Source organism: Nonomuraea sp. NPDC049607 (assembly GCF_040675375.1).
GTDB lineage: Bacteria > Actinomycetota > Actinomycetes > Streptosporangiales > Streptosporangiaceae > Nonomuraea.
In genome coordinates this window covers 12456-38345 of sequence record NZ_JBFAOV010000001.1, presented here as the reverse complement: position 1 = coordinate 38345, position 25890 = coordinate 12456, and the positions used below count along the sequence as shown (strand labels likewise).

Sequence of the window (25890 nt, the reverse complement as noted above, 5' to 3'; positions counted from 1 at the left end):
CGTGCGCGCGACGTCCATCTCCCTCGTTCTCCTGGCCGCGCTGGCCGCGCTCACCACGGGCTGCGCGGCCAACCAGAGCGGGCAGCCCCAGGTGGGCGACACCCGGTTCGTCGCGGGCGACGGCAAGATCCAGGTCTTCGACGTCTCCGACCGCAAGGCGGCCCCGCCGGTCGAGGGCCCCACGCTCGACGGCGGCACGGCCTCGCTGGCCGCCCACAAGGGCAAGGTCGTGGTGATCAACTTCTGGGCCTCGTGGTGCGGCCCGTGCCGGGCCGAGGCGCCGGTGCTCAAGGAGGCCGCCGCCAAGACCAAGGGCGACGTGCAGTTCATCGGCGTCGACTTCAAGGACCGCCAGGCCGACGCCATCGCCTTCGAACGCACCGAGCAGACCGGCTACTCCCACATCTTCGACCAGCCCGGCAAGGTCGCGCTGTCCTTCCAGGGCACCGTGCCGCCCGCGGCGATCCCGTCCACGCTGGTCATCGACAAGCAGGGGCGGGTCGCGGCCAGGGCGCTCGGGGCGGTCAAGTACACCGACCTGATGAACACGCTCACCAAGGTGCGCGATGAGTGACGTCGTCGCCTCGGGCTCGCTGCTGCTCGCGCTGCCGATCGCGCTGCTGGCCGGGGTGGTGTCGTTCCTGTCGCCGTGCGTGCTGCCGCTGGTGCCGGGCTATCTGTCGTACGTGACGGGCATGAGCGCCGACCCCAAGCGGGGGCGGCTGGTGCTCGGCACGGTGTTGTTCGTGGCCGGGTTCGCGCTGGTGTTCGTGCTCAGCGGCGCGCTGTTCGGCGGGCTCGGCTCGATCATGCTGGGCAACGCCCAGATCATCACGCGGGTGCTGGGCGTCCTGACGATCCTGCTCGGGCTGGCGTTCCTGGGCGTGCTGCCCGGCCTGATGCGCGACGTGCGCATCCACAAGCTGCCGGCCGCGGGCCTGGCCGGCGCGCCGCTGCTCGGCGTGGTGTTCGGCCTCGGCTGGACGCCGTGCATCGGCCCCACGCTGGCCGTCGTGCTCACGCTGGGGCTCAACGAGGGCAGCGCCTCGCGCGGCGCCCTGCTGGCCGTCGCCTACGCGCTCGGTCTCGGGCTGCCCTTCGTGGCCGCGGCCCTGGCCTACAGCAAGGCGTTGCGCACGTTCCGGGCCGTGCGCCGGCACACCCAGCTGATCACCAGGATCGGCGGGGTCATGATGGTGGCCGTCGGGCTGCTGCTCGTCACCGGACTCTGGGGAGCGATGATCGCGGCCATGCAGGGGCTCATCGGCGCGTTCGAGCCGGTGATCTGATGAGCGTCGACGAGCTGGTGCGTGAGGAGCGCGAGCCGCGGCAGGCCAGGCTGGGGCCCGTCGGCTGGCTCCGATGGTGCTGGCGCACCCTCACCTCGATGAAGACCGCGCTGATCCTGCTCTTCCTGTTCGCGCTGGGCTCGATCCCCGGCTCGCTGGTGCCCCAGCGCAGCGTCGAGCCCGACAAGGTGGCGCTGCTCTACCAGCAGAACCCCACCCTGGCCGAGTGGTACGACCGGTTCCAGCTCTTCGACGTGTTCACCTCGGTCTGGTTCGCCGCCGTCTACCTGCTGCTGTTCACCTCGCTCGTCGGCTGCATCATCCCGCGCACCGCGACCTATCTGCGCGAGCTGCGCCGCAAGCCGCCCGCGGCCCCCAAGAACCTGTCCCGGCTGCCGCACGCCGACTCCTTCGAGGGCGACCTGACCGTCGAGGAGGCCGCCGGACGGCTGCGCAAGCTGCGTTTCCGCGTCGTCACCGGCGACGGCTGGGTGGCCGCGGAGAAGGGCTACCTGCGCGAGACCGGCAACCTGTTCTTCCACGTCGCGCTGATCGGCATCCTGCTCGCGGTCGGCTTCGGCTCCCTGTACGGCTACCGCGGCAACGTCCTGGTCGTCGAGGGCGACGGCTTCGCCAACACCGTGGCCGCCTACGACAGGTTCATCCCCGGCAGCCGGGTCTCGGCCGAGTCGCTCCAGCCGTTCTCCTTCGAGCTGTCCGACTTCAAGGCCACCTACCAGGTCGAGGGCGACAAGAAGGGCCAGGAGCTCGACTACTCCGCCTACCTGAAGGTGCACGACGAGCCCGGCGCGCCCGTCCGCGACTACGAGCTCAAGGTCAACGACCCGCTAGAGGTCGACGGGACGCAGACGTACCTGATCGGCCACGGCTACGCGCCCGTCTTCAAGGTCACCGACGGCAAGGGCCAGGTCGCCTACGAAGGGCCCGTGGCCTGCCTGATCGACCAGAAGGCCACGCTGACCTCGTCGTGCGTGGTCAAGGCGCCCGACGCGCAGCCGTCCCAGCTGGGGTTCCTGCTGCGCTTCCTGCCCACCAGCGTGCCGCTGACCGACGGCAACTACGCCTCGGCCTTCCCCGGCGAGCTCCAGCCGCAGGTGCAGCTCCTGGGCGGTTACGTGGGCGACCTCGGCATGCGGTCGGGCAAGCCCCAGTCGGTCTACAAGATCCTGCCGGACGAGCTCGACGGCAAGGTCGTCCCGGTGGTGCGGGGATCGTTCGCGACCAAGCCGCTGTCGGTGGGGGAGTCGACCACGCTGCCCGGCGGGGCCGGGAAGCTGGAGTTCACCGGCGTCAAGGAGTGGATCACGCTCCAGACCGCCTACGACCCGGGGCGCGTGCCCGCGCTGATCGCCGCGGCGGTCGCGGTCGTCGCCATCGCGCTGTCGTTGATGATCCGTCGCCGCCGTGTCTGGGTGCGGATCAAGGAAGGGCGGGTCGACGTGGGCGGCCTGACCCGCACCGAGGGCTCCGCGGCGGGCTTCGCCGAGGAGTTCGCCGAGATCGTCAAGGCTCTATCAGCAGGAGAACAGCATGTCCGCTGAGCAATTGGCCGAGCTGAGCGACAATTTCGTCGTCGCCACCGTCCTGCTCTACATCTTCGCCATGGTGGGCTTCGCGATGGAGCTGGCCTTCGGCAGGGCCGTGCTGGGCAAGGCCGCCGTGAAACGGGCCGCCCGGCAGCCCGTCACGGTCGGCGCCCCCTCGGACGGCGACTCCGCGCCCGAGGCGGAGGAGGCCGTCGCCGACCCCGTGCCCGTCATGGGAGGCGGGGCCAAGGCCGGGCGCATCGCCCTCGTGCTGGCCTGGATCGGCTGGGCGGCCAACCTCGGGGCCATCATCACCCGCGGCCTGGCGGTCGGCCGGTGGCCGTGGGGCAACATGTACGAGTTCGTGGTGGCCATCTGCCTCGCCGCCGTGACCGCGTTCCTGTTCACCCAGGTGCGTCAGAACGTGCGGTTCCTGGGCGCGTTCGTGATGATCGCCGCGACGCTCGGGCTCGGGTTCGCGGTCAAGGTGCTCTACACGGCGGCCGGGCCCGTGGTGCCGGCGCTGAACTCGTACTGGATCGCGATCCACGTCAGCGCGGCGATCCTGGCCAGCGGGCTGTTCACGCTGGCCGGCGTGTCGGGTGTGCTGTTCCTGGTGCGCGGCGACGGGCTGTCCCGCCTGCCCAGCCGCGACGACCTGGAGCGGGTGGCCCACCGCGCGATCGTGCTGGCCTTCCCGCTGTGGACGTTCGCCGTCATCGCCGGCGCGCTCTGGGCCGACCGCGCCTGGGGCCGCTACTGGGGCTGGGACCCCAAGGAGGTCTGGTCCTTCATCACCTGGGTGGCGTACGCGGCCTACCTGCACGCCAGGGTGACCGCCGGCTGGCGGGGCAGGGCCGCCATGATCGTGCAGCTGCTGGCGTTCGGGTGCCTGATGTTCAACCTGGTCGGCGTCAACATCTTCATCTCCGGCCTGCACAGCTACGCCGACGTCAGCGGTTAGTCCTCGCCGCGCATCCGCCGGTCGAGATCTCTCAGGAAGTCGGGGTCGTCGTCCGGGCCCTTCGGCGCGCCCGGGCCCGGCGACACCGGCCACGGGTCGCGCTCGGCCTTCGGCCGCCCGCGCAGCATCCAGATCACGCCGCCGAGAAGCGGGATCAGCACGACGATGAGGACCCAGAGCGCCTTTGGTACGTTCCTGACCTCTTCCTCGGGTGCGGTGATGACGTCGAAGAGTGAGAAGAGCCAGAAGGCCAGCAACGCCAGGCCGATCAGAACACCTGCCATGCCCGAACTGTAAGCCATCCGCGACGTGATCGTGTCGGACGATGTCCCGTTTCGGATGACTCGGGAAGATCAGCGTCGTACCGTGGAACCCGGTTCGGCATGGACGCGGCGTGAAGGGGTGCGATGGCCTTTTCTCACGACAAGGGCCGACATCGGCGCGGCCGTTGGTGGCGACGCGGGTCGTACCTGTTCTCGCGGCGCGACGAGGCTCCTCCGGACGCGGACCGTTCCTTCTGGTCCCGGCGGAGGGACAGCCGCCCCGAGGTCCCGAGAGAGCGGCTCAACGGCGCGGAGCGGCGTAAGGAGCAGCAGCCGGAACGGTTCGCCCGCCCCGGCGCCCCCCAGCGGCGCGAGGTGACCTGGGACGGCCTCTCGCTGCGCGAGCGCGGGGAACGCCTGCCCGCGGCCGTCGCCGAACGCCCCCGCTACACCTGGTACGACTTCGAGCTCGACGACACACCCCCCAGGGCCCAGCCCAACAGGCCCGAGGCCCCTTCCATCGGCGACGGCCTGCGCCACTGCGGCAAGCTGGAGAAGATCCTCCACCGCCAATGGGACGCCCGGCACGGCCCGCCGTCCAAGGACGCAGTACGCGCGGTGGAGAGCCTGGCCCGGCTGCCCGAACGGCTGAAGGAGCTGCTGGCGACCGGCCTGGAAGGCATCTACGTCGGCGCGGGCGGCGTCCCCGACCTCGACGACATGGGCTACTTACGCGGCGCGCCGCTCCCGGCGGGCCGGGCCACCTGGGACATCTGCGCCGGCGCGTACGGCGACCGCAAGATCGTGGTGGGCGACCGGCCCTCACCCACGCCGGACGTGATGATGCACGAGGTCGGGCACGCCATCGACGACCTGGACTCGCTCCACGGCGAATGGGTGTCGGACTCGCCGGAGTTCCTCAAGCTCTACCAGAACGCCTTCCCCAAGCTGGCCTCGACCTTCCACCGCCAGGGCAACGGCCTGGGCCGCAAGGAGTTCTTCGCCGACGCCTTCGCGGCCATCGCCGCCCGCCAGCGCCCGGCCCTGGTGGACATGCTCGGCGGCGACACACGGATGGCGCTCGACGTCATGCTCTTCTTCAACCGGCGCTACGGAATCTAGGTGATCAGCCATGTACGTGATCCGGCTCGCGGACGGGACCTTGCGCGTGCCGCAGAGCCTGACCAGCGAAGACGGGCGTCTGATCGGCAACGCGTACGTGGACGTGCAGCCCGGCGATCCCGAATACGACAAGTGGCTGCCCGAGTCGCTGACCGAGGAGGAGGCGGCCGAGCGCAGGCGTCGCTGGGAGGAGGAGAACGACGACCTCGAACGCGAGTTCCTGGCGTTCAAGGCCAGCCAGGAGGACGCCTGAGGAGGACAGGCGCCAGCCACGGTCGGCGGTTGGCGCCGCCCCGTGCTTGCCCTCGGGAGGTGTGGCCCGGAAGCACGCTCGTTCACGGCCTCACGACGTGAGGCGGATTGAGGTCCCGCCAGCGGTGATCCTGGCGGATCTCAGGATCACCGACTAGACGGAACGTCAGACGCGCGGGGACTCACCTGCTGGCCTGTCGGCCGTGAGAACGTCCTCGCCTCTAAGAAGGGCGTGCACTTCCGACTCGCGGAAGCGCCGGTGCCCTCCGGGGGTGCGGATACTGCTGATGCGGCCTGCCGCAGCCCAGCGCGTAACCGTCTTTGGGTCTACCCGGAAGAGGGCGGCAACCTCTCCTGGGGTCAGCAGACGCTCGCTGCTACTCTCCACCAATCTCTCCCCCTCGCATCCCGCTTCCTGCCAGCGGGCGGACAGGTAACCAGTGTGTCGAGCGAAGCCTGATTTATCCGTGGTTTTCGACAAAGATCACGGGTTGTTATCAGCTGACTGCCCGATTGTTATATGATAGAGCCTCTTTGGGGCTCTCGTGGGTGTTTCTTTACGAAACACCCTTACTGGGAACAGTAGCAGCGCTCGCGTCCGATGCGAAGAGCGACCGCTACCCAGGGACGAGTAACCTCGAACCTGTGCATCCCGTTCTCGTTTACACCGCGTCGCGGATCGGCCTGTTTGTCGTGACCCTGGGTGTTCTCTACCTCGTCGGCCTGCAAAACCCGCTGATCCTGCTCGCAGCCGCTTTCGTGATCAGCGGCGTAGCCAGCTACGTGTTGCTGTCGAGGCAGCGTGACGCCGTCAGCCAACGCCTCAGCAACAAGATCGATCGCCCGAAGCCGCAGGGCGACTAGGGCAGGGGGAACATGCCAATCCGGGCATGGTACTCCCGTCCGAGTCGCGTTGTGTCACTACCGACTAGTAGCCCTGTCTTGTGCGCCAGAAATGCCTTCACGCCGATGCCGCGCTCCCGGCCGGGATTCCAGGCGAGCGCCTTTCCGGTGGACGGATGAATGGCGCCGATGCCCTCGCGGGGGACCGCGCCCGGGCCGGCCGAGTCGCGGCCCTGCGGGTTGTTCAGCCAGCGCTGGTGGCCGCCGACATAGACCGCTGAGCCGGTCACCGCGACCGCGTAGAGAGAGTCGCCGCCGGTGGCGTTGGTCCAGGTCGGCCTGATGTCCGAACCCGTCGCGTAGGTCTCGAACCGGGCGGCCGTGTCGCACATGCGACCCCTCGGGCCCCCGGTCGTGACGACCACGAAATAGCGGCCGTCGGGGGAGAAGTCCAGGCCGCGCACGTAGGAGGGGAACGGCTCGGCGCAGCGCTGCGCGTAGATCTCGGTGCGCCAGTCGGCGACCCTGGCCACGGGCCCGCTGACGTCGACCAGCCCGAGCTGCGGGCGCGACTTCCCGCCGAGCATGGTGAACGAGCCGTCGACCGCCAGCCTGCTCCCCGACAGAGCCAGGGCCTGGACCTTCACCCTGGGCGTCAGCGGCTCGCCCGGCGTGATGACGAAGCCGGGGTCGGCCACGCCCGTCGCGGCGTCGAGCCCGGCCAGGGCGACGCGCGGCCGGACGAAGTCGCCGCCGACGTAGAGCTTGGACCCGTTCCTGACGAGGGTGGTGACCATGCCGCCCTCGATGCGGGGGGAGAAGCCGCTGACGAGTTGCCCGTCGGCGAGGCTGATCCGGGCCAGCGCGCGGGCGCCGGTGTTGTTGACGCCGGGGAAGGCGCCGCCCACGTAGACCGTGCCGTGGTCGCCGGCGGCCAGGCCGTAGACCGGGCCGGCGACGGACGGCGCGAAGTCGCGCAGGATGCGGCCGGTCGCCAGGTCGTAGGCGAACAGGTTGGCCCGGCGCAGTGTGTACGTGCGGGCGGCGTCGCCGACCTCGCTGAACGAGCCGCCGACGACGACGGTGCCGCCGACCAGCGCGATGGCGTTGACGATGCCGTCGAGGACGTGGGGGGTGTTGTCGACCGGGTCGGCCGAGACCACGCGGGGATGCGCCACGGGGGCCGAAGCGATGATCGCCGCAAGGGCGACACGGGCAAGCATTCACCAACAACTAGCAGACGTTCGGTAGTGGTGCCGTTACTTTGCGTGAATTGCCGTAAGGGCCGGGCTCGCCGCGCGTCCGCCCGTCCACCCGGCGGTAGCTGGTCAAAGGCCGTAACGCCCGGCGAAAACCCCGCCGGCCGCGTGAGTACTCTTGTCCGCATGACGCGCGCTCAGTTGGACAAGCAGCCGGACGAGGTCGCGGCGATGTTCGATCGCACCGCCCGGCGCTACGACCTGGTCAACGACGTTGCCTCGCTGTGGCAGGTCAGGCTCTGGCGCAAGGCCGTGGCCGCCGCCGTCGACGCGGGGCCCGGCGAGGTCGTGCTCGACCTGGGGGCGGGCACCGGCACCTCCACCGACAGCTTCACCAGCCTCGGCGCCCGCGCGGTGGCCTCCGACTTCTCCCTCGGCATGTTGCGCACGGGCGTGCGGCGGCACGGCGGCAATTCGTTGAGCGGGCCCGGCATCCCCTTCGTGGCCGGTGACGCGATGCGGCTGCCGTTCGCGGACGGCGTCTTCGACGCGGTGACGATCTCGGTGGCGCTGCGCAACGTGCACGACACCTCGCAGGCGCTGCGCGAGATGCTCCGGGTGACCAGGCCGGGCGGGCGGCTGGTGATCCTGGAGTTCTCGCACGTGACGTTCGCGCCGTTCGACCTGGTCTACCGCGAGTACCTGATGAAGTTCCTGCCCAAGGTGGCCGGGGTGTTCGGCTCCAACGACGACTCCTACGACTACCTCGCCGAGTCCATCAGGGACTGGCCCGACCAGCGGACGCTGGCCCGGACGATCAGTGACGCCGGCTGGGAGCGGGTCGCCTGGCGCAACCTTTCGATGGGCATCGTCGCCGTGCACAGGGCCTTCAAGCCCGCCTGACCGGGCCCGGTCCTGCCTGGCCGGAGTTCAGGGATTCGGCTTGCGCCTTTCTGCCCGCTTTCGCCTTTGCGGGTTGCTCTGAGGGAGACCTCGTGCAATTCCCGCCGGGATGACGACGGGGGCTCTTTCCGGGATTGCTCATTCTGGGCATATCTCCTCGAATTCCCGGAAGGAGCCCGGGTGATCGGAGAAATCAATCCGGCACTCCGCCGCCGGGAGCTCGCCGATGGAGAACGGGCAGGTGGCGCCGTCCGAGAAGGGCGTCGCCAGGCTGCTGCGGCACTACGGCGCCGGCGGAGCGCGGCGACCTGCTGCTCGCCGTGGCCCGCAACGACGGGCGCGAAGGGCTCCGAATTCACCGCGTCGTTGGCAGAACAATTGTAACGACATGGTTATCGCGGCGTGTCTTGCGGGCCCGGCCGATCTTCTGTTGGCTACCGTCATTGGTCCAGACCAATGAGACTCAGGAGGTAGTCCGTCCGATGAGGCCTCACTGTCTCACCGGACGGATGGCGCAGGAGCAGTCTCAGCGCGGCCGCCGGCGAGTGCGTCGAGTTTACCCGGAGCACAACCGGTGAGGTGCTGTTGCGTGACGCGAAAGACCCCTCCGGTCCGGTTCTGTCCTTCACGCCCGGTGAGTGGCGGGCGTTCCTCGGCGGAGTGCACAACGCCGGGTTCGAAGTCTGACGCTCTCGTGCGAGGCCCTTCGTTGATGACGGAGGGTCTTCTTGTGTCCGGGATGCGTACCCCGACTGCCACTATGTACAGGAAAAGCAGTAGACTGCGGGCCGACAAGTTTGTGAAGGGGTTCACAAAGGAACGAAGGCGCAAGACCCCGAGGCCTTCGAGCGTGTAGGACAGGACAGTCCAGTGACCGTGCCACCAGCCATACAGGCTGACGCCGACGTCATCGTCGTCGGCGCCGGTCCCGCCGGTTCCGCAACCGCCTTTTACCTCGCTCAGGCCGGTCTCGACGTGCTCCTCCTGGAGAAGACCAGGTTCCCCCGCGAGAAGGTCTGCGGCGACGGCCTGACGCCGCGTGCCGTCAAGCAGTTGCTCAACATGGGCGTCGACATCGACGCGCCCGGCTGGATCAGGAACAAGGGCCTGCGCGTCGTCGGCGGCGGCCACCGCTTCGAGCTCGACTGGCCGCAGTTGGAGCGCTTCCCCGACTTCGGGCTCGTCCGCACCCGCAAGGACTTCGACCAGATCGTCGCGGCCAACGCGGTCAAGAACGGCGTGCGCCTCATGGAGGGCGTCACCGTGACCGGGCCGGTGCTCGACGACCGCAGCGGGCACATCGTCGGCGTGCGCACCAAGGACGGCGCGACGTACCGCAGCCGGGTGGTCGTGGCGGCCGACGGCAACAGCACCCGCCTGGCGATCGGCATGGGCCTGCACAAGCGGGAGGACCGGCCCATGGGCGTGGCCGTCCGCACCTACTTCGAGAGCCCCCGCCACGACGACGACTACCTGGAGACCTGGCTGGAGCTGTGGGACGGCGACACGCTGCTGCCCGGCTACGGCTGGGTGTTCGGCGTCGGCGACGGCACCGCCAACGTCGGGCTCGGGCTGCTCAACACCAGCGCCCAGTTCGGCAACATCGACTACCGCGACCTGTTGAAGCGCTGGTGCAAGGCCATGCCGGCCGACTGGGGCTTCACCGAGGAGAACATGACGGCCCCCATCCGCGGCGCCGCTCTCCCGATGGCCTTCAACAGGCAGCCGCACTACACGCGGGGTCTTATCCTCGTGGGTGACTCCGGCGGGTCAATCAACCCGTTCAACGGCGAGGGCATCGCCTACGCCATGGAGACCGGCGAGATCGCCGCCGAGATCATCGCGAAGGCCCTCAAGGACACCACTCCCGCACAGCGCGAGCGGATCCTGAGGACCTACCCCCAGGTGATGAAGGACGCCTACGGCGGCTACTTCACTCTAGGGAGGTTGTTCGTCGAGGCGATTGGGAAACCGGGTGTGATGCGCTTCGGGACCAGGCACGGCCTGCCTCACCCGAGGCTGATGCGCTTCGCGCTCAAACTCCTTGGTAATCTCACCGACCGGCGAGGCGATGCGTCCGACATGATCATCAACGCACTCTCGAAGGTCGCCCCACCAGCATGATTCCCACGACAGACACATCAAGCTGCGCGCCCGCGCGCGCGGCGACTCCAGAGGAGGCGTAGCGATGGACCTTTACGTGCCCATCCTGGTGCTCGCCGTTCTCGCGGGGGGCTTCGCGATCTTCTCGGTCGCCATCGCTCCCTTCACCGGACCCAAGCGCTGGAACCGCGCGAAGCTTGACGCCTATGAATGCGGCATCGAGCCGACGCCCCAGCCGGTCGGTGGCGGACGGTTCCCGCTCAAATACATGATCACCGCGATGCTCTTCATCGTGTTCGACATCGAGATCATCTTCCTCTACCCGTGGGCGGTCTCCTTCGCACCGCTGAAGAACGACGCGGGCGACGTCATCTCGTCGGGCCTCGGACTGTTCGCGCTGGTCGAGATGCTGCTGTTCATCGTCACCGTGCTCGTCGCCTACGCGTACGTGTGGCGCCGCAAGGGTCTGGACTGGGACTGAAAATGGGACTTGAAGAGAAACTCCCCAGCGGGTTCATCCTCAGCACGGTCGAAGCGGCCGCCGGATGGGCGCGTAAGAGCTCCGTGTGGCCGGCCACGTTCGGCCTCGCATGTTGCGCCATCGAGCTGATGGCCACCGGTGGCCCCCACTACGACCTGGCGCGCTTCGGCATGGAGCGCGCTTCGGCGTCTCCCCGCCAGGCCGACCTCATGATCGTCGCCGGGCGCGTGTCGCAGAAGATGGCGCCCGTCCTGCGGCAGATCTACGACCAGATGGCCGAGCCCAAGTGGGTCATCGCCATGGGCGTGTGCGCCTCCAGCGGCGGCATGTTCAACAACTACGCCATCGTGCAGGGCGTCGACCACGTCGTGCCGGTCGACATCTACCTGCCCGGCTGCCCGCCGCGGCCGGAGATGCTGATCGACGCGATCGTGAAGCTGCACGACAAGATCCAGAACATGAAGTTCGGCGCTCACCGCGCCAAGCAGATCGAGGACCTCGAACTGCGGGCGCTGCGCACGCTGCCGCTGATCGACCAGGGGGCCGGAAAGTGACCTCGCCCGACCACCTTCCCGGGAGCCCGGAGAGCGGGGAGGCCCCCGAGGCCGCCTCGGTCCCGGCCGTCCCCGAGGCGCCCGTCGCCCGGCACGGCATGTTCGGCGCGCACGACTCCGGCGACACCTCCGGCTACGGCGGCCTCGTCGTCCGCCGGGCGCCGCAGATCTCCACGCCCCGCCCGTACGGCGGCTACTTCGACGAGCTCGTCGACGCCCTCGCCCTCGACGACGCCATCGAGCGCGTCGTGGTCGACCGCGGCGAGCTGACGCTGCACGTGCGCCGCGAGCGCGTGGTGGAGGTCTGCCAGAAGCTGCGCGACGACCCGGCCCTGCGGTTCGAGCTGTCGCTCGGCGTGTCCGGGGTGCACTACCCGCACCTGAAGGGCGAGGAGCTGCGCGCCGTCTACCACCTGTGCTCGATCACCCACAACAGGCGCGTGCGCCTGGAGGTGAGCGCACCGGACAGCGACCCGCACATTCCATCCACCGTGGGCGTTTACCCTGGTCATGACTGGCATGAGCGGGAGACGTACGACTTTTTCGGCATCGTCTTCGACGGTCACCCGTCGCTCACCCGGATCATGATGCCGGACGACTGGGACGGTCACCCGCAGCGCAAGGACTACCCGCTCGGCGGCATCCCGGTCGAGTACCGGGGCGCCACCATCCCCTCGCCGGACCAGAGGAGGTCTTACTCATGAGCACCGCTTATGACGAGGCGACAGAGGGCAAGGTCTACTCGGTCACCGGCGGAGACTGGGACGAGGTCGTCGGCGGAGCGCGCGACACCGAGGAAGAGCGCCTGGTCGTCAACATGGGCCCGCAGCACCCGTCCACGCACGGCGTGCTCCGCCTGGTCCTGACTCTCGACGGTGAGACGGTCACCGAGGCGCGCAGCGTCATCGGCTACCTGCACACCGGCATCGAGAAGAACATGGAGTACCGGACGTGGACCCAGGGGACCACGTTCGTGACCCGCATGGACTACCTCTCGCCGATCTTCAACGAGACCGCGTACTGCCTCGGTGTGGAGAAGCTGCTCGGCATCACCGACCGCGTGCCCGAGCGGGCGCAGGCCATCCGCGTGATGATGATGGAGCTCAACCGCATCGCCTCGCACCTGGTCGCGATGGGCACGTTCGGCATGGAGCTGGGCGCGACCACGCCGTTCCTGTTCGGCTACCGCGACCGCGAAATGATCATGGACCTGTTCGAGTACATCACGGGTCTGCGCATGAACCACGCCTACGTCAGGCCGGGCGGCGTGAGCGTCGACCTGCCCGCGGGCGCGGTCGACAAGGTGGGCGAGTTCCTCAAGGAGATGCCCAAGCGGATCAAGGACATCCGCAAGCTGCTCGACGAGAACCCCGTCTACGTGCGCCGCACCAAGGACGTCGGCTACCTCGACCTGACCGGCTGCATGGCGCTCGGCATCACCGGCCCCATCCTGCGCGCCGCCGGACTGCCCTGGGACCTGCGCAAGTCGCAGCCCTACTCCGGCTACGAGACGTACGAGTTCGAGGTCGCCACCGAGCGCGGCTGCGACGTCTACTCGCGCTACCTGGTGCGCATGCGGGAGATGGAGGAGTCGCTCAAGATCGTCGAGCAGGCTCTCGACCGCATCGCCGGCCCGCTCAAGGGCGACCCGGTGATGATCGAGGACAAGAAGATCGGCTGGCCCGCGCAGCTCGCGCTCGGCCCCGACGGCTTCGGCAACTCGCCCGATCACATCGCGCACATCATGGGCAGCTCGATGGAGGCCCTGATCCACCACTTCAAGCTGGTGACCGAGGGCTTCCGGGTCCCGGCCGGCCAGGCGTACGCGAGCATCGAGTCGCCCAAGGGCGAGCTCGGGGCGCACGTCGTCAGCGACGGCGGCACCCGCCCGTACCGCGTGCACTTCCGTGAGCCTTCCTTCTGCAACCTGCAGGGCTTCCCCGCCATGGCGGAGGGCGGCCAGGTCGCCGACGTGATCGCCGCGGTGGCTTCTATCGACCCCGTCATGGGAGGTGTGGACAGGTGAGCGAGCTTGTCGAGCACACAATCAGACACAGCACGCAAGTCATGAGCGGGCCGGAGGCACGTTCATGACTTATTCACCGGAAGTCCGGGAGCGTCTGGAACAGGACGCCAAGGAGATCATCGGCCGCTACCCCAAGACGCGGTCCGCGCTTCTCCCGCTGCTCCACCTCGTGCAGTCGGCCGACGGCTACGTCTCCGACGACGGCAAGGAGTTCTGCGCCGAGATGCTCGGCCTGAGCAAGGCCGAGGTCACCGGCGTGGCGACCTTCTACACGATGTACAAGCGCAAGCCCGCCGGCGACTACCACGTGGGCGTCTGCATCAACGCGCTGTGCGCCGTCATGGGCGGCGACCAGATCTGGGACGAGCTGTCCGAGCACGTCGGCGTCGGCCACGAGGAGACCACCGGCGACGGCAAGATCTCGCTGGAGCGCCTCGAGTGCAACGCGGCCTGCGACTTCGCCCCGGTCATGATGGTCAACTGGGAGTTCTTCGACAACCAGACGCCCGCCTCGGCCAAGCAGCTCGTCGACGACCTGCGTGACGGCAAGGACGTGCGGCCGACCCGCGGACCGAAGAAGCTCTGCACCTTCAAGGAGGCCTCGCGCGTGCTCGCGGGCCTGCCCGACGACCAGGCGGGCGACGGCCCGTCGGCCGCCGGCCCCTCGCTGGAGGGCCTGAAGGTGGCCAAGGCCAACGGATGGAAGGCCCCCGAGGCATGAGCACCACACTGACCCCGGTCCTGACGGCCAACTGGGACCAGGCCGACTCCTTCACCCTCGACGGCTACGGCGGTGACTACAAGGCGGCCAAGAAGGCGCTGGGCATGGACCCCGACGCCGTCATCCAGGCGGTCAAGGACTCCGGCCTGCGCGGCCGCGGCGGCGCCGGCTTCCCCACCGGCATGAAGTGGGGATTCATCCCGCAGGGTGACGGCAAGCCCCACTACCTCGTCGTCAACGCCGACGAGTCGGAGCCGGGCACCTGCAAGGACATCCCGCTGATGATGGCCAACCCGCACTCGCTGGTCGAGGGCGTCATCATCACCGCGTTCGCGATCAGGGCCAACTACGCCTTCATCTACGTGCGCGGCGAGGTGCTGCACGTCATCCGCCGGCTGCACGCGGCCGTGCGCGAGGCGTACGAGAAGGGCTTCCTGGGCGAGGACATCCTCGGCTCCGGGTACAACCTGGAACTCGTCGTGCACAGCGGCGCCGGCGCGTACATCTGCGGCGAGGAGACGGCGCTGCTCGACTCGCTGGAGGGCTTCAGAGGTCAACCGCGACTCAAGCCCCCGTTCCCGGCCGTGGCGGGCCTGTACGCCTCACCGACTGTCGTGAACAACGTCGAGTCGATCGCCAGTGTTCCCTCGATCATCAGCAACGGCGCCGACTGGTTCGCCTCGATGGGCACCGAGAAGTCCAAGGGCTTCGGCATCTTCTCCCTCAGCGGCCACGTCACCAGGCCCGGCCAGTACGAGGCCCCGCTCGGCATCACGCTGCGCGAGCTGCTCGACATGGCCGGCGGCATCCGCGAAGGGCACCAGCTCAAGTTCTGGACCCCGGGCGGCTCCTCCACGCCGATCTTCACCGACGAGCACCTCGACGTGCCGCTCGACTTCGAGGCCGTCGGCGCCAAGGGCTCGATGCTCGGCACCCGCGCGCTGCAGATCTTCGACGAGACCACCTGCGTGGTCCGCACGGTGCTGCGCTGGACCGAGTTCTACGCCCACGAGTCCTGCGGCAAGTGCACGCCGTGCCGCGAGGGCACGTACTGGCTCAAGCAGGTGCTCAAGCGCCTGGACAAGGGCCAGGGCACCGAGGAGGACCTGGCCACGATCACCGACATCGCGGACAACATCCTCGGCCGCTCGTTCTGCGCCCTCGGCGACGGCGCGACCAGCCCGATCCACTCCTCGGTGAAGTACTTCCGCGAGGAGTACCTCAAGCACTTCGAGATCGGCGGCTGCCCGTTCGACCCGAAGAAGTCCACTCTCTGGGGTGAGCAGTGACCGTCGTAGAAACAGAAATCACCCTGGTGACCCTCACCATCGACGGGTTCCAGGTCAGTGTCCCCAAGGGCACCCTGATCATCAGGGCCGCCGAGCTGCTGGGCATCCAGATCCCCCGGTTCTGCGACCACCCGCTGCTCGACCCGGCGGCCAACTGCCGCCAGTGTCTCGTGGACATCCCCGACGCGGGCAACGGCCGCGGCTTCCCCAAGCCGCAGCCGTCCTGTGCGATCGAGGTCGCCGAGGGCATGGTCGTGCAGACCCAGCTCACCTCGCCGGTCGCCGAGAAGGCACAGCGCGGGGCCATGGAGCTGCTGCTGATGAACCACCCGCTCGACTGCCCGGTCTGCGACAAGGGCGGCGAGTGCCCCCTGCAGAACCAGGCCATGTCGAACGGCCAGGGCGAGTCGCGGTTCCAGGAGCAGAAGCGCACGTTCCCCAAGCCGCTGCCGCTGTCCACGCAGGTGCTGCTCGACCGTGAGCGCTGCGTCCAGTGCGCCCGGTGCATCCGCTTCTCCGACCAGATCGCCGGCGACCCGCTCATCGAGTTCTTCGAGCGCGGCGCCAAGGAGCAGGTGCGGGTCGCCGACGGCAAGCCGTTCAACTCCTACTTCTCCGGCAACACGGTGCAGATCTGCCCGGTCGGCGCGCTCACCGGCGCGGCCTACCGGTTCCGGGCGCGTCCGTTCGACCTGGTGTCCACGCCGAGCGCGTGCGAGCACTGCGCGTCGGGCTGCTCCCAGCGCACCGACCACCGGCGCGGCCGCGTCACCCGCCGCCTGGCGGGCAACGACCCGCAGGTGAACGAGGAGTGGAACTGCGACAAGGGCCGCTGGGCCTTCTCCTACGCCACCCAGCCCGACCGGCTCAAGACGCCTCTGGTGCGCAACGAGGAAGGCGTGCTCGTGCCCGCCTCGTGGCCGGAGGCGCTGGCGGTCGCCGCCGAGGGTCTGGCCGCCGCCCGCGGCAGGGCCGGCGTGCTGGTCGGCGGCCGGGTCACGGTCGAGGACGCCTACGCCTACAGCAAGTTCGCCCGGGTCGCCCTGGGCAGCAACGACATCGACTTCCGCGCCCGCCCGCACTCCGCCGAGGAGGCGCAGTTCCTGGCGCACGCGGTCGCCGGCAAGGGCATCGAGATCAGCTACACCGACCTTGAGAAGGCCCCGGCCGTGCTGCTCGTCGGGTTCGAGCCCGAAGAGGAGTCGCCGATCGTCTTCCTGCGCCTGCGCAAGGCGTGGCAGAAGAAGGGCCTGAAGGTCACCGCCATCGCGCCGTTCGCCTCCGCCGGGCTGGCCAAGATGGGCGGCACGCTCATCGCCACCGCCCCAGGGGCCGAGGCCGACGCGATCGGCGAGCTGGTCGGCACGCTGGCCGAGGGCACGATCGTGCTCGCCGGCGAGCGGCTGGCCACCGTGCCGGGCGCGCTGTCCGCCCTGGTCCGCCTCGGCGCCGGCTCCGGCGTCCGGGTGGCCTGGGTGCCGCGCAGGGCCGGTGAGCGCGGCGCGCTCGAAGCCGGCGCGCTGCCGAACCTGCTGCCGATCGGCCGTCCGGTGGACGACGAGGGCGCCAGGGCCGAGGTCGCCAGGGTCTGGAACGTGGGCTCGCTGCCCGCCGTCCCCGGCCGTGACACCGACGGCATCATCGCCGCCGCCCGTACCGGTGAGATCGACGCGCTGGTCGTGGCCGGCGTCGACCCGCACGACCTGGCCGACCCCGCCGCCGCGCTGGAGGCGCTGGAGAACACGCCGTTCATCGTCAGCCTGGAGATCCGGGCCAGCGCCGTCACCGACCGCGCCGACGTGGTGCTGCCGGTCGCGGCCGTGCAGGAGAAGGGCGGCACGTTCGTCAACTGGGAGGGCAGGGGCCGCTCGTTCGAGGCGCCGCTGCGCGTGCCCGGTATCCAGAGCGACCTGGCCGTCATCGGCAACCTCGCCGACCGCATGGACGTGCACCTCGGCCTGCCGGACGCCAAGGCCGTCCGCCGCGAGCTGGGCAGCCTCGGCGCCTGGCGCGGGGCCCGCGTCGCCGCGCCGAGCACCGCCACCCGCGCCCAGGCCGCCCCGGCGGCCGGTGAGGCGCTGCTGGCGACCTGGCACCTGCTGCTCGACGAGGGCAGGCTCCAGGACGGCGAGCCGTACCTGGCCGGCACCGCCCGCGCCACCGAGGCGCTGGTGTCGGCGGCCACGGCGGCCGAGATCGGCGTCGTCGACGGCGACAAGCTCGTCGTCGGCGGCCCCGGCCCCAACGCGGTCACGCTGCCGGTCCGCGTCGCCGACCTGCCCGACCGGGTGGTCTGGGTGCCGGCGAACTCCGGCGGCTGCTCGGTCACGCGCGACCTGCGCGCGCTGGCCGGCGACATCGTCACCATCGGGAGCGCATCATGACCCACGTTCTCGCGGCCGATCCCACCCTCGCCGACTTCGGCAAGGACCCGCTGTGGATCACCATCATCAAGGCCGTGATGCTGTTCGCCTTCCTGATGCTGGGCATCCTGTTCGGCGTCTGGTACGAGCGCAAGCTGATCTCGCGGATGCAGCACCGCTACGGCCCCAACCGGGCCGGCAAGTTCGGTCTGCTCCAGTCGGTGGCCGACGGCATCAAGATGGGTCTGAAGGAGGACATCTTCCCGCGGACCGTGGACAAGGTGCTCTACCTGCTGGCCCCCGTGATCATGGTCGTGCCGGCGTTCCTGGCCTTCTCGATCGTGCCGTTCGCGCCGATGGTCAACCTGTTCGGCGTGCAGACGCCGCTGCAGCTCGTCGACCTGCCGGTGGCGGTGCTGTTCATGCTGGCCATGGGTGCCATCTCGGTCTACGGCGTGGTGCTGGCCGGTTGGTCGTCGCGCTCGCCGTACGCGCTGCTGGGCGGTCTGCGGTCGGCGGCGCAGGTGGTCTCGTACGAGATCGCGATGGGCCTGTCGTTCGTGGCCATCTTCCTGTTCGCCGGGACGCTGTCCACCTCCGAGATCGTCAAGGCGCAGGGCGAGCAGGGCTGGTTCGTCTTCCTGCTGATCCCGTCGTTCGTGATCTACGTGATCTGCATGTTCGGCGAGGCCGCCCGTATCCCGTTCGACCTGCCCGAGGGCGAGGGCGAGCTGGTCGGCGGCTTCCAGACCGAGTACTCCTCGTCCCTGAAGTTCGCCCTCATCATGATGGGCGAGTACCTGCACACCTTCACCGCCTCGGGCATTGCGGTCACCCTGTTCCTGGGCGGCTGGCGGGCCCCGTGGCCGATCTCCCTGTGGGACGGCGCCAACACGGGCTGGTGGCCGGTGCTGTGGTTCTTCATCAAGTTCGTGCTGACCTTCAGCTTCATCGTGTGGGTGCGTGCCTCGCTGCCGCGCGTGCGCTACGACCAGCTCATGTCCCTGGGCTGGAAGGTGCTGATCCCGGTGAACCTGGCCTGGATCCTGCTCGTCGCCGCGGCTCGCAACGTGGTCGTCAACGAGGGCAACAAGACGGTCGGCATCGTGATCGGCGCGGTCATCGTGGTCGGCGCGCTGGCCATCTGGATGCGGTTCGACACCGTCAACCAGCGGCGCAAGGAGGCGCGCAAGGCCGAGGTGGAGGCCGAGTTCGAGCAACTGTCCGACGAGCCGACGGCCGGCGGCTTCCCTGTGCCGCCGCTCGATCTGCCGCACTACCACGGGGTGCAGCACAAGGAGATTCCCAGTGGGACTAACTGATTGGCTGAACCCCGTCAAGGGCTTCGGGGTCACCTTCCACACGATGTTCAAGAAGCCCGTCACGACCAACTACCCGGAGGTCAAGAAGCCGACGGCTCCTCGCTTCCATGGTCGTCACCAGCTCAACCGCTGGCCGGACGGGCTGGAGAAGTGCGTCGGGTGCGAGCTGTGCGCGTGGGCGTGTCCGGCGGACGCGATCTACGTCGAGGGCGCGGACAACACCGACGAGGAGCGCTTCTCGCCGGGTGAGCGTTACGGGCGCACGTACCAGATCAACTATCTGCGGTGCATCCTGTGCGGCCTGTGCATCGAGGCCTGCCCGACCCGCGCGCTCACCATGACCAACGAGTACGAGCTCGCCGACAGCAGCCGCGAGAGCCTCATCTTCACCAAGGAGATGCTCCTCGCGCCCCTGACGCAGGGCATGGAGCAGCCGCCCCACCCCATGCGGCTCGGTGAGACCGAAGAGGACTACTACCGGCTGGGACGAACCAATGGGTGAGACCATCACATTCTGGGTTCTCGCCGTCGTATCCGTCGGCGCGGCGCTCGGCATGGTCTTCAACAGGAAGGCCGTCTACTCAGCGCTGATGCTGGGCACCGTGATGCTCTGCCTCGCGGTGCTCTACGCCGTCCAGGACGCGCCCTTCCTCGCCGCGGTGCAGATCATCGTCTACACCGGCGCCATCATGATGCTGTTCCTGTTCGTGCTCATGCTGGTGGGCGTCGACTCCTCCGACTCCTTCGTGGAGACGCTGAAGGGTCAGCGCTTCTGGGGCGCCCTCGCGGCCCTCGGCTTCGCCGTCCTGATCATCCTGGCGGTGGGCAACGCGATCTTCTCCGGTGAGGCGGGCCTCGCGCAGGCCACGGCGCAGGGCGGCTACGTCCGCTCGATCGCGCTGCTGCTGTTCACCAAGTACGTCTTCGCGTTCGAGGTCACCTCGGCCCTGCTGATCACCGCCGCCCTGGGGGCGATGGTCCTGGCGCACCGGGAGAAGCTCACCGAGAAGGTCACGCAGAAGGACCTCTCGCGCGCCAGGTTCCTGAGCGACAACCCCTCGGCCCTGCCCGGCCCCGGCACGTACGCCAGGAGCAACGCCATCGACATGCCGGCGCTGCTGCCCGACGGTTCGGTCGCGCCGTCGTCGGTCAACCGCTACATCGCCCGCTACGACGTCGAGCACGGCCACCTCCCCGAGGACCCGAAGCTCGCCGAGGCCATCCAGCACACGGCCGAGGATGACGCCGAGGAGACGACCAACGAGGTGACCAAGTGACGACCCACTACCTGATCCTGTCGGGTGTGCTGTTCGCGATCGGCGCGCTCGGCGTGCTGATCAGGCGCAACGCGATCGTGGTGTTCATGTGCGTCGAGCTCATGCTCAACGCCTGCAACCTCGCGTTCGTCACCTTCGCCAGGCAGAACGGCAACCTGGAGGGCCAGATCATCGCGTTCTTCGTGATGGTGGTGGCCGCGGCCGAGGTCGTCGTCGGCCTGGCCATCATCGTGACGATCTTCCGAACCCGCAGGTCCGCGTCCGTCGACGACGTCAACCTGCTGAAGTACTAAGAGAGGTGACTGATGCAATCTGAAATCGCTCAGATCACCCCTCACGTCGGCGGTGTGATCGGGAACGCCTGGCTGATGATCGCCCTTCCGCTCGTGGGGGCGTTCATCCTGCTGGTGTTCAACAAGTTCACCAACCGCTGGGGCCATCTGCTCGGCACGGTCATGTCGCTGGCCTCGTTCGTGGTGGCGGTGCTGGCCTTCTTCGAGCTGATCGGGTTCGGGGAGGAGGAGCGTCGCCGGGCGGTGCACCTCTACGAGTTCATCCCCGGCATGGTCGACATGGGCCTGCTCATCGACCCGCTGTCGATCAGCTTCGCGCTGCTCATCACGGGTGTCGGATCGCTGATCCACATCTACTCCATCGGCTACATGTCGCACGACGAGCACCGGCGCAGGTTCTTCGCGTACCTGAACCTGTTCGTCGCCGCGATGCTCCTGCTGGTGCTGGCCGACAACTACGTGGGCCTGTTCATCGGCTGGGAGGGCGTGGGCCTGGCCTCGTACCTGCTGATCGGGTTCTGGCAGTTCAAGCCGTCGGCCGCGGTCGCGGCGAAGAAGGCGTTCGTCGTCAACCGCGTCGGTGACTTCGGCCTGCTGGTCGGCATGTTCATCATCTGGACGTCGTTCGGCACCCTGGCCTTCAAGGACCTGGGCGCGAAGATCGGCTCCGGCGCCGCGTCCGACGGCACCATGCTGGCCATCGGCCTGCTGCTGCTCCTCGGCGCCTGCGGCAAGTCGGCCCAGCTCCCGCTGCAGTCCTGGCTCCTCGACGCCATGGAGGGCCCGACGCCCGTGTCGGCCCTGATCCACGCGGCGACCATGGTCACCGCCGGCGTCTACCTGGTGGTCCGCTCGGGCGCGTTCTTCTTCCCCGAGGGCTCGGGCGCGGCTCTCGCCGTCTCCATCGTCGGCGCGGCCACGCTGCTCGCCGGTGCGATCATCGGTTGTGCGAAGGACGACATCAAGAAGGGCCTGGCCGGCTCGACGATGTCGCAGATCGGCTACATGATGCTCGGCGCGGGCCTCGGCCCCGCGGGCTACGCCTTCGCCATCGGCCACCTCATCACGCACGGCTTCTTCAAGGCCGACATGTTCCTCGGCGCCGGATCGGTCATGCACGGCATGAACGACGAGGTGAACATGAGGAAGTACGGCGGCCTGCGCAAGTTCATGCCGATCACGTTCGTCACGTTCTTCATCGGCTACCTGGCGATCATCGGGTTCCCGCTGCTGTCCGGCTACTTCACCAAGGACGGCATCATCGAGACCGCGGTCCACCACCAGCCGATCCTGGGCTGGCTGGCCGTCCTCGGCGCGGGCATCACGGGCTTCTACATGTCGCGGATGGTCTTCATGACCTTCTTCGGCGAGAAGCGCTGGGCGGAGGACGCCCACCCGCACGAGTCGCCGCTCGTCATGACGGTTCCGCTGATGATCCTGTCGCTCGGCGCGCTCGGTCTGGGCGCGTACCTGGTGCTGGGCGGTACGCTCTACAACTTCCTGCGGCCCGCCGTGGGCGGCGAGGCAGAGGCGCCGACCTTCCAGTTCGCCAGCACGCCCGGTCTGGCCACCCTCGCGCTCGTCGCCGTCGGTGTGGTCTTCGCCTGGATGAAGTACGGCCGGGCAGCGGTGCCGGCGGTGCAGCCGCGCGGCTCCTTCCTCACCACGTTCGCCCGCCGTGACCTGTACGGCGACGCCCTCAACGAGTCCCTGTTCATGCGTCCCGGCCAGTGGCTGACCCGCATCGCGGTGTTCTTCGACAACCGCGGCGTCGACGGGCTGGTCAACGGTCTGGCGGCAGGCATCGGCGGGAGCTCGGGTCGCCTGCGCAGGCTCCAGACGGGCTTCGCGCGAACGTACGCGCTGTCCATCCTGATCGGTGCCGCCCTGCTGACCGGCGCCCTGCTCCTCGTTGGGAACATCTGATGTCACCCTGGCTCCCGATACTCATGGCGGTGCCCGTTGTGGGCGCCATCGTGGTGGCCCTGCTTCCCAAGGGCGGCGACAAGCTGGCCAAGCAGGTCACGCTGGCGGTCTCGCTGCTGACGATGGTGCTGACGGGCGTCATGGCCGCCGGGTTCAAGCCCGGTGGCGAGCGCTTCCAGTTCAAGGCGGAGTACGACTGGATCCCGAGCTTCGGCGTGAAGTTCGGGGTCGGCGTCGACGGCGTCGCGCTGGTCCTGATCGCCCTGTCGGTCGTGCTGGTGCCGATCGTCGTGCTGGCCTCCTGGCACGACGCCGACGGCGTCAGGACCTCGGACGGCACGCTGATCACGCCCAAGCGGTCGGTCAAGACGTACTTCTCGCTGCTGCTCGTCCTTGAGACGATGATGATCGGCGTCTTCGCGGCGACCGACGTCTTCCTCTTCTACGTGTTCTTCGAAGCCATGCTGATCCCGATGTACTTCATGATCGGGTCGTACGGCGGCGCCCAGCGGTCCTACGCGGCCGTCAAGTTCCTGCTGTACTCGCTGTTCGGCGGCCTGCTCATGCTGGTCGCGGTCATCGGCCTGTACGTGCTGGCGAACAAGGGCACGTTCATGTTCGAGCCGCTCGTCGGCGCCATCAAGGACCCGACGACGCAGAAGTGGCTGTTCGGCGGCTTCTTCATCGCCTTCGCCATCAAGGCGCCGCTGTGGCCGGTGCACACCTGGCTGCCCGACGCGGCCGCCCAGGCCCCGGCCGGCGCGGCCGTGCTGCTCGTGGGCGTGCTCGACAAGGTCGGCACGTTCGGCATGCTCCGCTTCTGCCTGGAGCTGTTCCCCGACGCGGCCAAGGCGTTCACGATGCCGATCGTCGTCCTGGCGGTCATCAGCATCATCTACGGCGCGATCGTGGCCATCGGCCAGACCGACATGAAGCGGCTCATCGCCTACACGTCGATCTCGCACTTCGGCTTCATCGTGCTCGGCGTGTTCGCCATGTCGTCGGTCGCCCAGTCCGGCGCGGCCCTCTACATGGTCAACCACGGCTTCGCCACGGGCGCGCTGTTCCTGGCGGCCGGGTTCCTCATCGCCCGGCGCGGCTCGCCGTTCATCGCCGACTACGGCGGCGTCCAGAAGGTCGCCCCGGTGCTCGCGGGCTTCTTCCTGGTCGCCGGTCTGGCCGGTCTCTCGCTGCCCGGACTGTCGTCCTTCGTCAGCGAGTTCATGGTGATGATCGGCACGTACTCCAGCGAGGCGCACGGCTCCGGCGCGCTGACGGTGGCCGCGATCATCTCCGCGGTGGCCGTCATCCTGGCCGCCGTCTACATCCTGTGGATGGTCCAGCGGACGCTGAACGGCCCGACCGCCGAGCCGGTCAAGGCGTTCAAGGACCTCAACGCCCGCGAGATCTGGGTGCTGGCGCCGCTGGTCGCGCTGATCATCGGGTTCGGCTTCTTCCCCAAGCCGCTGCTCGACGTGATCAACCCGTCGGTCCAGCAGACGCTGACCAACGTGCACGTACCCACTGCCACCATCGCTGAGAAGGGGACAGGTCAGTGAACGACGTCATCCAAGCGCCGACGATCGAGTACGGCACGCTGGCGCCGTTGCTGATCATCTTCGGTGCGGCCTGCATCGGCGTCCTCGTCGAGGCGTTCGCGCCGCGCTACCTGCGCAAGTCCATCCACGTCCCGCTCACGCTGCTCAGCCTGATCGGCGCGTTCGCCCTGGTCATCCTGCAGGTCATGCGCGGCGTGCCGACGCAGGCCGCCGCCATGGGCGCGGTCGCGGTGGACGGGCCCGCGCTGTTCATCTGGGGCGTGATCATCGTCCTGTCGTTCGTGTCGGTGCTGCTGATCAACGACGAGGGCCACTTCGTGGCCTCGGCGGCGGCCGTGCCGGGCAGCGTGGACGAGGAGGAGGCCGAGGCGGCCGACAACGGCGCCGGGCAGACCGAGGTCTACCCGCTGGTGCTGTTCGCGGTCGGCGGCATGCTGCTCTTCCCCGCCTCGCACGACCTGCTGACGATGTTCGTGGCCCTTGAGGTCATGTCGCTCCCGCTGTACCTGCTGTGCGGCCTGGCCCGCCGGCGCCGCCTGCTGTCGCAGGAGGCGTCGATGAAGTACTTCCTGCTCGGCGCGTTCTCGTCGGCGTTCTTCCTGTACGGCACCGCCATGATCTACGGCTACGCGGGCACCGTCTCGCTGCCCGGGATCAACGCCGCCCTGTCCAAGGGCGCGCTGCTCGACCCGCTGCTCATGGCCGGGCTCGCGCTGCTCGGCGTCGGCCTGCTGTTCAAGATCGGCGCCGCGCCCTTCCAGGCATGGAAGCCCGACGTCTACCAGGGCGCCCCGACCCCCATCACCGCGCTCATGGCGTCCGGCACGCTCGTCGCGGCCGTCGGCGCACTGCTGCGGGTGTTCTGGGTCGGTCTGGGCAACCTCGACTGGAACTGGCGGCCGGTCATCTGGGCCGTCGCGGCCCTGACGATGATCGTCGGCTCGATCCTGGCGATCACGCAGACCGACATCAAGCGCATGCTGGCCTACTCCTCCATCGCGCACGCGGGCTTCCTGCTCGTCGGCGTGATGGCGACGTTCGGCTCGGCCGGGCAGAACGCCCAGTCGCTCAAGTCGATCCTGTTCTACCTGGCCGTCTACGGCATCACCACGGTCGGCGCGTTCGCGGTGGTCACGCTGGTGCGCGATCCCGGCGGCGAGGCGAACCACCTGTCGCGCTGGGCCGGGCTCGGCAAGCGTTCGCCGATGCTCGCCGGGGTGTTCGCCTTCTTCCTGCTCGCCTTCGCCGGAATCCCGCTGACCAGCGGCTTCTTCGGCAAGTACGCCGTGTTCGCGGCCGCCCTCAACAGCGGCACGCAGCCCGGCGACTCCATGGGCGGCTGGATGGCCGGTCTGGTCGTGGTGGGCGTGGTGGCCTCGGCCATCGCCGCGTTCTTCTACGTCCGCGTCATCGTGCTGATGTTCTTCAGCGAGCCCGCGGCCGACGGCCCGGCGATCGCGGTGCCCAGTATGGGGACCGTGGCCGTCATCGCCGTTTCCCTGCTGGTTACCGTAGGAGTGGGGCTCTACCCGGAGTCCCTCCTCGGTGTCGCCAACGACGCCGCTTCGGCTCTGTTCATTAGATAAAAGGGGAT

The 25890-nt window shown here is 68.8% G+C and carries 26 protein-coding genes and 1 pseudogene; 24 read left to right on the top strand and 3 right to left on the bottom strand.

All coding sequences use genetic code 11. The features are described from left to right. The first annotated feature begins 1 nt into the window (after position 1). The 4 genes from AB0J97_RS00215 to ccsA are packed head-to-tail and all read left to right on the top strand — an operon-like array spanning position 2 to position 3800. Positions 2 to 574, top strand: a complete 573-nt coding sequence (locus AB0J97_RS00215; RefSeq protein WP_357692425.1) for a TlpA disulfide reductase family protein — start codon at positions 2 to 4, stop codon at positions 572 to 574. Beyond that, complete coding sequence (locus tag AB0J97_RS00210) at positions 567 to 1289, top strand: cytochrome c biogenesis protein CcdA (RefSeq protein WP_364082590.1); 723 nt, start codon at positions 567 to 569, stop codon at positions 1287 to 1289. Before AB0J97_RS00215 ends, AB0J97_RS00210 begins: the two co-directional genes overlap by 8 nt. Beyond that, on the top strand, positions 1289 to 2851 hold the full coding sequence (locus tag AB0J97_RS00205; protein WP_364082587.1) for a cytochrome c biogenesis protein ResB: 1563 nt from the start codon (positions 1289 to 1291) through the stop codon (positions 2849 to 2851). The genes AB0J97_RS00210 and AB0J97_RS00205 overlap by 1 nt, the downstream gene beginning before the upstream one ends. Then, entirely contained in the window at positions 2841 to 3800 is a 960-nt protein-coding gene (gene ccsA, locus AB0J97_RS00200; RefSeq protein WP_357692419.1) for a cytochrome c biogenesis protein CcsA, read from the top strand. Before AB0J97_RS00205 ends, ccsA begins: the two co-directional genes overlap by 11 nt. On the opposite strand, the gene AB0J97_RS00195 is transcribed toward ccsA, so the two are convergent. Further along, positions 3797 to 4084, bottom strand: coding sequence for a PLD nuclease N-terminal domain-containing protein (locus tag AB0J97_RS00195; protein ID WP_364082584.1), 288 nt, complete (start codon positions 4082 to 4084; stop codon positions 3797 to 3799). The two genes, ccsA and AB0J97_RS00195, sit on opposite strands and share 4 nt — an antisense overlap. 123 nt (positions 4085 to 4207) lie before the next feature. Between AB0J97_RS00195 and AB0J97_RS00190 the strand changes: the two genes are divergently transcribed. Together AB0J97_RS00190 and AB0J97_RS00185 are read left to right on the top strand one after the other, a co-directional pair. After that, positions 4208 to 5185: a hypothetical protein gene (locus AB0J97_RS00190; RefSeq protein WP_364082581.1), complete on the top strand. Its 978-nt coding sequence runs from the start codon at positions 4208 to 4210 to the stop codon at positions 5183 to 5185. 10 nt (positions 5186 to 5195) lie between these two features. Then, on the top strand, positions 5196 to 5438 hold the full coding sequence (locus tag AB0J97_RS00185) for a hypothetical protein (protein WP_357692412.1): 243 nt from the start codon (positions 5196 to 5198) through the stop codon (positions 5436 to 5438). Between the two features lie 165 nt (positions 5439 to 5603). Here AB0J97_RS00185 and AB0J97_RS00180 read toward each other — a convergent pair whose 3' ends face one another. After that, on the bottom strand, positions 5604 to 5825 hold the full coding sequence (locus AB0J97_RS00180; RefSeq protein ID WP_026214226.1) for a BldC family transcriptional regulator: 222 nt from the start codon (positions 5823 to 5825) through the stop codon (positions 5604 to 5606). A gap of 257 nt (positions 5826 to 6082) precedes the next feature. Between AB0J97_RS00180 and AB0J97_RS00175 the strand changes: the two genes are divergently transcribed. Beyond that, positions 6083 to 6301, top strand: a complete 219-nt coding sequence (locus AB0J97_RS00175; protein WP_357692410.1) for a DUF4229 domain-containing protein — start codon at positions 6083 to 6085, stop codon at positions 6299 to 6301. On the opposite strand, the gene AB0J97_RS00170 is transcribed toward AB0J97_RS00175, so the two are convergent. Further along, entirely contained in the window at positions 6298 to 7458 is a 1161-nt protein-coding gene (locus tag AB0J97_RS00170) for a hypothetical protein (protein WP_364082576.1), read from the bottom strand. The two genes, AB0J97_RS00175 and AB0J97_RS00170, sit on opposite strands and share 4 nt — an antisense overlap. Positions 7459 to 7665: 207 nt before the next feature. Here AB0J97_RS00170 and AB0J97_RS00165 point away from each other — a divergent pair, with 207 nt between their 5' ends. The 17 genes and pseudogenes from AB0J97_RS00165 (at position 7666) to nuoN (ending at position 25882) form a co-directional block, all read left to right on the top strand. Then, positions 7666 to 8382 carry a demethylmenaquinone methyltransferase gene (locus tag AB0J97_RS00165; RefSeq protein ID WP_364082573.1) on the top strand — a complete coding sequence of 239 codons (717 nt, stop codon included), beginning with the start codon at positions 7666 to 7668 and terminating at the stop codon, positions 8380 to 8382. 567 nt (positions 8383 to 8949) lie between these two features. Beyond that, positions 8950 to 9069 (top strand): annotated as a pseudogene (locus tag AB0J97_RS00160) (DUF397 domain-containing protein); the annotation flags it as partial. A 183-nt stretch (positions 9070 to 9252) separates the two neighbouring features. Continuing rightward, positions 9253 to 10506 (top strand): geranylgeranyl reductase family protein, encoded by a 1254-nt coding sequence (locus tag AB0J97_RS00155; protein WP_357692404.1) that lies wholly within the window; start codon positions 9253 to 9255, stop codon positions 10504 to 10506. 64 nt (positions 10507 to 10570) lie between these two features. Then, positions 10571 to 10966, top strand: a complete 396-nt coding sequence (locus tag AB0J97_RS00150) for an NADH-quinone oxidoreductase subunit A (protein ID WP_364082570.1) — start codon at positions 10571 to 10573, stop codon at positions 10964 to 10966. Positions 10967 to 10968: 2 nt separating this feature from the next. After that, on the top strand, positions 10969 to 11520 hold the full coding sequence (locus AB0J97_RS00145) for an NADH-quinone oxidoreductase subunit B family protein (RefSeq protein ID WP_352322512.1): 552 nt from the start codon (positions 10969 to 10971) through the stop codon (positions 11518 to 11520). Positions 11521 to 11618: 98 nt separating this feature from the next. Further along, positions 11619 to 12224: an NADH-quinone oxidoreductase subunit C gene (locus AB0J97_RS00140; protein ID WP_357693532.1), complete on the top strand. Its 606-nt coding sequence runs from the start codon at positions 11619 to 11621 to the stop codon at positions 12222 to 12224. Beyond that, a complete protein-coding gene (locus tag AB0J97_RS00135) occupies positions 12221 to 13546 on the top strand; it encodes an NADH-quinone oxidoreductase subunit D (protein ID WP_357966348.1) in 1326 nt (441 codons plus the stop codon). The genes AB0J97_RS00140 and AB0J97_RS00135 overlap by 4 nt, the downstream gene beginning before the upstream one ends. Further along, positions 13533 to 14267, top strand: a complete 735-nt coding sequence (nuoE, locus tag AB0J97_RS00130; RefSeq protein ID WP_364082567.1) for an NADH-quinone oxidoreductase subunit NuoE — start codon at positions 13533 to 13535, stop codon at positions 14265 to 14267. Before AB0J97_RS00135 ends, nuoE begins: the two co-directional genes overlap by 14 nt. Next, entirely contained in the window at positions 14264 to 15556 is a 1293-nt protein-coding gene (gene nuoF, locus AB0J97_RS00125) for an NADH-quinone oxidoreductase subunit NuoF (protein WP_357692395.1), read from the top strand. Before nuoE ends, nuoF begins: the two co-directional genes overlap by 4 nt. After that, entirely contained in the window at positions 15553 to 17940 is a 2388-nt protein-coding gene (locus tag AB0J97_RS00120; RefSeq protein WP_364082563.1) for an NADH-quinone oxidoreductase subunit G, read from the top strand. The genes nuoF and AB0J97_RS00120 overlap by 4 nt, the downstream gene beginning before the upstream one ends. Beyond that, complete coding sequence (nuoH, locus tag AB0J97_RS00115) at positions 17937 to 19241, top strand: NADH-quinone oxidoreductase subunit NuoH (RefSeq protein WP_352322507.1); 1305 nt, start codon at positions 17937 to 17939, stop codon at positions 19239 to 19241. Before AB0J97_RS00120 ends, nuoH begins: the two co-directional genes overlap by 4 nt. After that, positions 19228 to 19743: an NADH-quinone oxidoreductase subunit NuoI gene (nuoI, locus tag AB0J97_RS00110; protein WP_189646988.1), complete on the top strand. Its 516-nt coding sequence runs from the start codon at positions 19228 to 19230 to the stop codon at positions 19741 to 19743. Before nuoH ends, nuoI begins: the two co-directional genes overlap by 14 nt. Continuing rightward, entirely contained in the window at positions 19736 to 20518 is a 783-nt protein-coding gene (locus tag AB0J97_RS00105) for an NADH-quinone oxidoreductase subunit J (protein WP_357692390.1), read from the top strand. Before nuoI ends, AB0J97_RS00105 begins: the two co-directional genes overlap by 8 nt. Next, a complete protein-coding gene (nuoK, locus tag AB0J97_RS00100) occupies positions 20515 to 20811 on the top strand; it encodes an NADH-quinone oxidoreductase subunit NuoK (protein ID WP_125643825.1) in 297 nt (98 codons plus the stop codon). The genes AB0J97_RS00105 and nuoK overlap by 4 nt, the downstream gene beginning before the upstream one ends. A gap of 12 nt (positions 20812 to 20823) precedes the next feature. Continuing rightward, positions 20824 to 22737 carry an NADH-quinone oxidoreductase subunit L gene (gene nuoL / locus AB0J97_RS00095; protein ID WP_364082558.1) on the top strand — a complete coding sequence of 638 codons (1914 nt, stop codon included), beginning with the start codon at positions 20824 to 20826 and terminating at the stop codon, positions 22735 to 22737. Then, the gene (locus tag AB0J97_RS00090) at positions 22737 to 24296 is read left to right on the top strand and encodes an NADH-quinone oxidoreductase subunit M (RefSeq protein WP_364082555.1); all 1560 of its coding nucleotides are present in this window, start codon (positions 22737 to 22739) and stop codon (positions 24294 to 24296) included. Before nuoL ends, AB0J97_RS00090 begins: the two co-directional genes overlap by 1 nt. Next, positions 24293 to 25882, top strand: coding sequence for an NADH-quinone oxidoreductase subunit NuoN (nuoN, locus tag AB0J97_RS00085; RefSeq protein WP_364082552.1), 1590 nt, complete (start codon positions 24293 to 24295; stop codon positions 25880 to 25882). Before AB0J97_RS00090 ends, nuoN begins: the two co-directional genes overlap by 4 nt. The last annotated feature ends 8 nt before the right edge of the window (positions 25883 to 25890 follow it).

Coding starts and splice junctions, on each gene's coding strand:
- AB0J97_RS00210 (WP_364082590.1), top strand. CDS start 567: ATGAGTGACGTCGTCGCCTCGGGCTCGCTGCTGCTCGCGCTGCCGATC.
- AB0J97_RS00205 (WP_364082587.1), top strand. CDS start 1,289: ATGAGCGTCGACGAGCTGGTGCGTGAGGAGCGCGAGCCGCGGCAGGCC.
- ccsA (WP_357692419.1), top strand. CDS start 2,841: ATGTCCGCTGAGCAATTGGCCGAGCTGAGCGACAATTTCGTCGTCGCC.
- AB0J97_RS00195 (WP_364082584.1), bottom strand. CDS start 4,084: ATGGCAGGTGTTCTGATCGGCCTGGCGTTGCTGGCCTTCTGGCTCTTC.
- AB0J97_RS00190 (WP_364082581.1), top strand. CDS start 4,208: ATGGCCTTTTCTCACGACAAGGGCCGACATCGGCGCGGCCGTTGGTGG.
- AB0J97_RS00185 (WP_357692412.1), top strand. CDS start 5,196: ATGTACGTGATCCGGCTCGCGGACGGGACCTTGCGCGTGCCGCAGAGC.
- AB0J97_RS00165 (WP_364082573.1), top strand. CDS start 7,666: ATGACGCGCGCTCAGTTGGACAAGCAGCCGGACGAGGTCGCGGCGATG.
- AB0J97_RS00150 (WP_364082570.1), top strand. CDS start 10,571: ATGGACCTTTACGTGCCCATCCTGGTGCTCGCCGTTCTCGCGGGGGGC.
- AB0J97_RS00145 (WP_352322512.1), top strand. CDS start 10,969: ATGGGACTTGAAGAGAAACTCCCCAGCGGGTTCATCCTCAGCACGGTC.
- AB0J97_RS00140 (WP_357693532.1), top strand. CDS start 11,619: ATGTTCGGCGCGCACGACTCCGGCGACACCTCCGGCTACGGCGGCCTC.
- AB0J97_RS00135 (WP_357966348.1), top strand. CDS start 12,221: ATGAGCACCGCTTATGACGAGGCGACAGAGGGCAAGGTCTACTCGGTC.
- nuoF (WP_357692395.1), top strand. CDS start 14,264: ATGAGCACCACACTGACCCCGGTCCTGACGGCCAACTGGGACCAGGCC.
- nuoH (WP_352322507.1), top strand. CDS start 17,937: ATGACCCACGTTCTCGCGGCCGATCCCACCCTCGCCGACTTCGGCAAG.
- AB0J97_RS00105 (WP_357692390.1), top strand. CDS start 19,736: ATGGGTGAGACCATCACATTCTGGGTTCTCGCCGTCGTATCCGTCGGC.
- nuoL (WP_364082558.1), top strand. CDS start 20,824: ATGCAATCTGAAATCGCTCAGATCACCCCTCACGTCGGCGGTGTGATC.
- AB0J97_RS00090 (WP_364082555.1), top strand. CDS start 22,737: ATGTCACCCTGGCTCCCGATACTCATGGCGGTGCCCGTTGTGGGCGCC.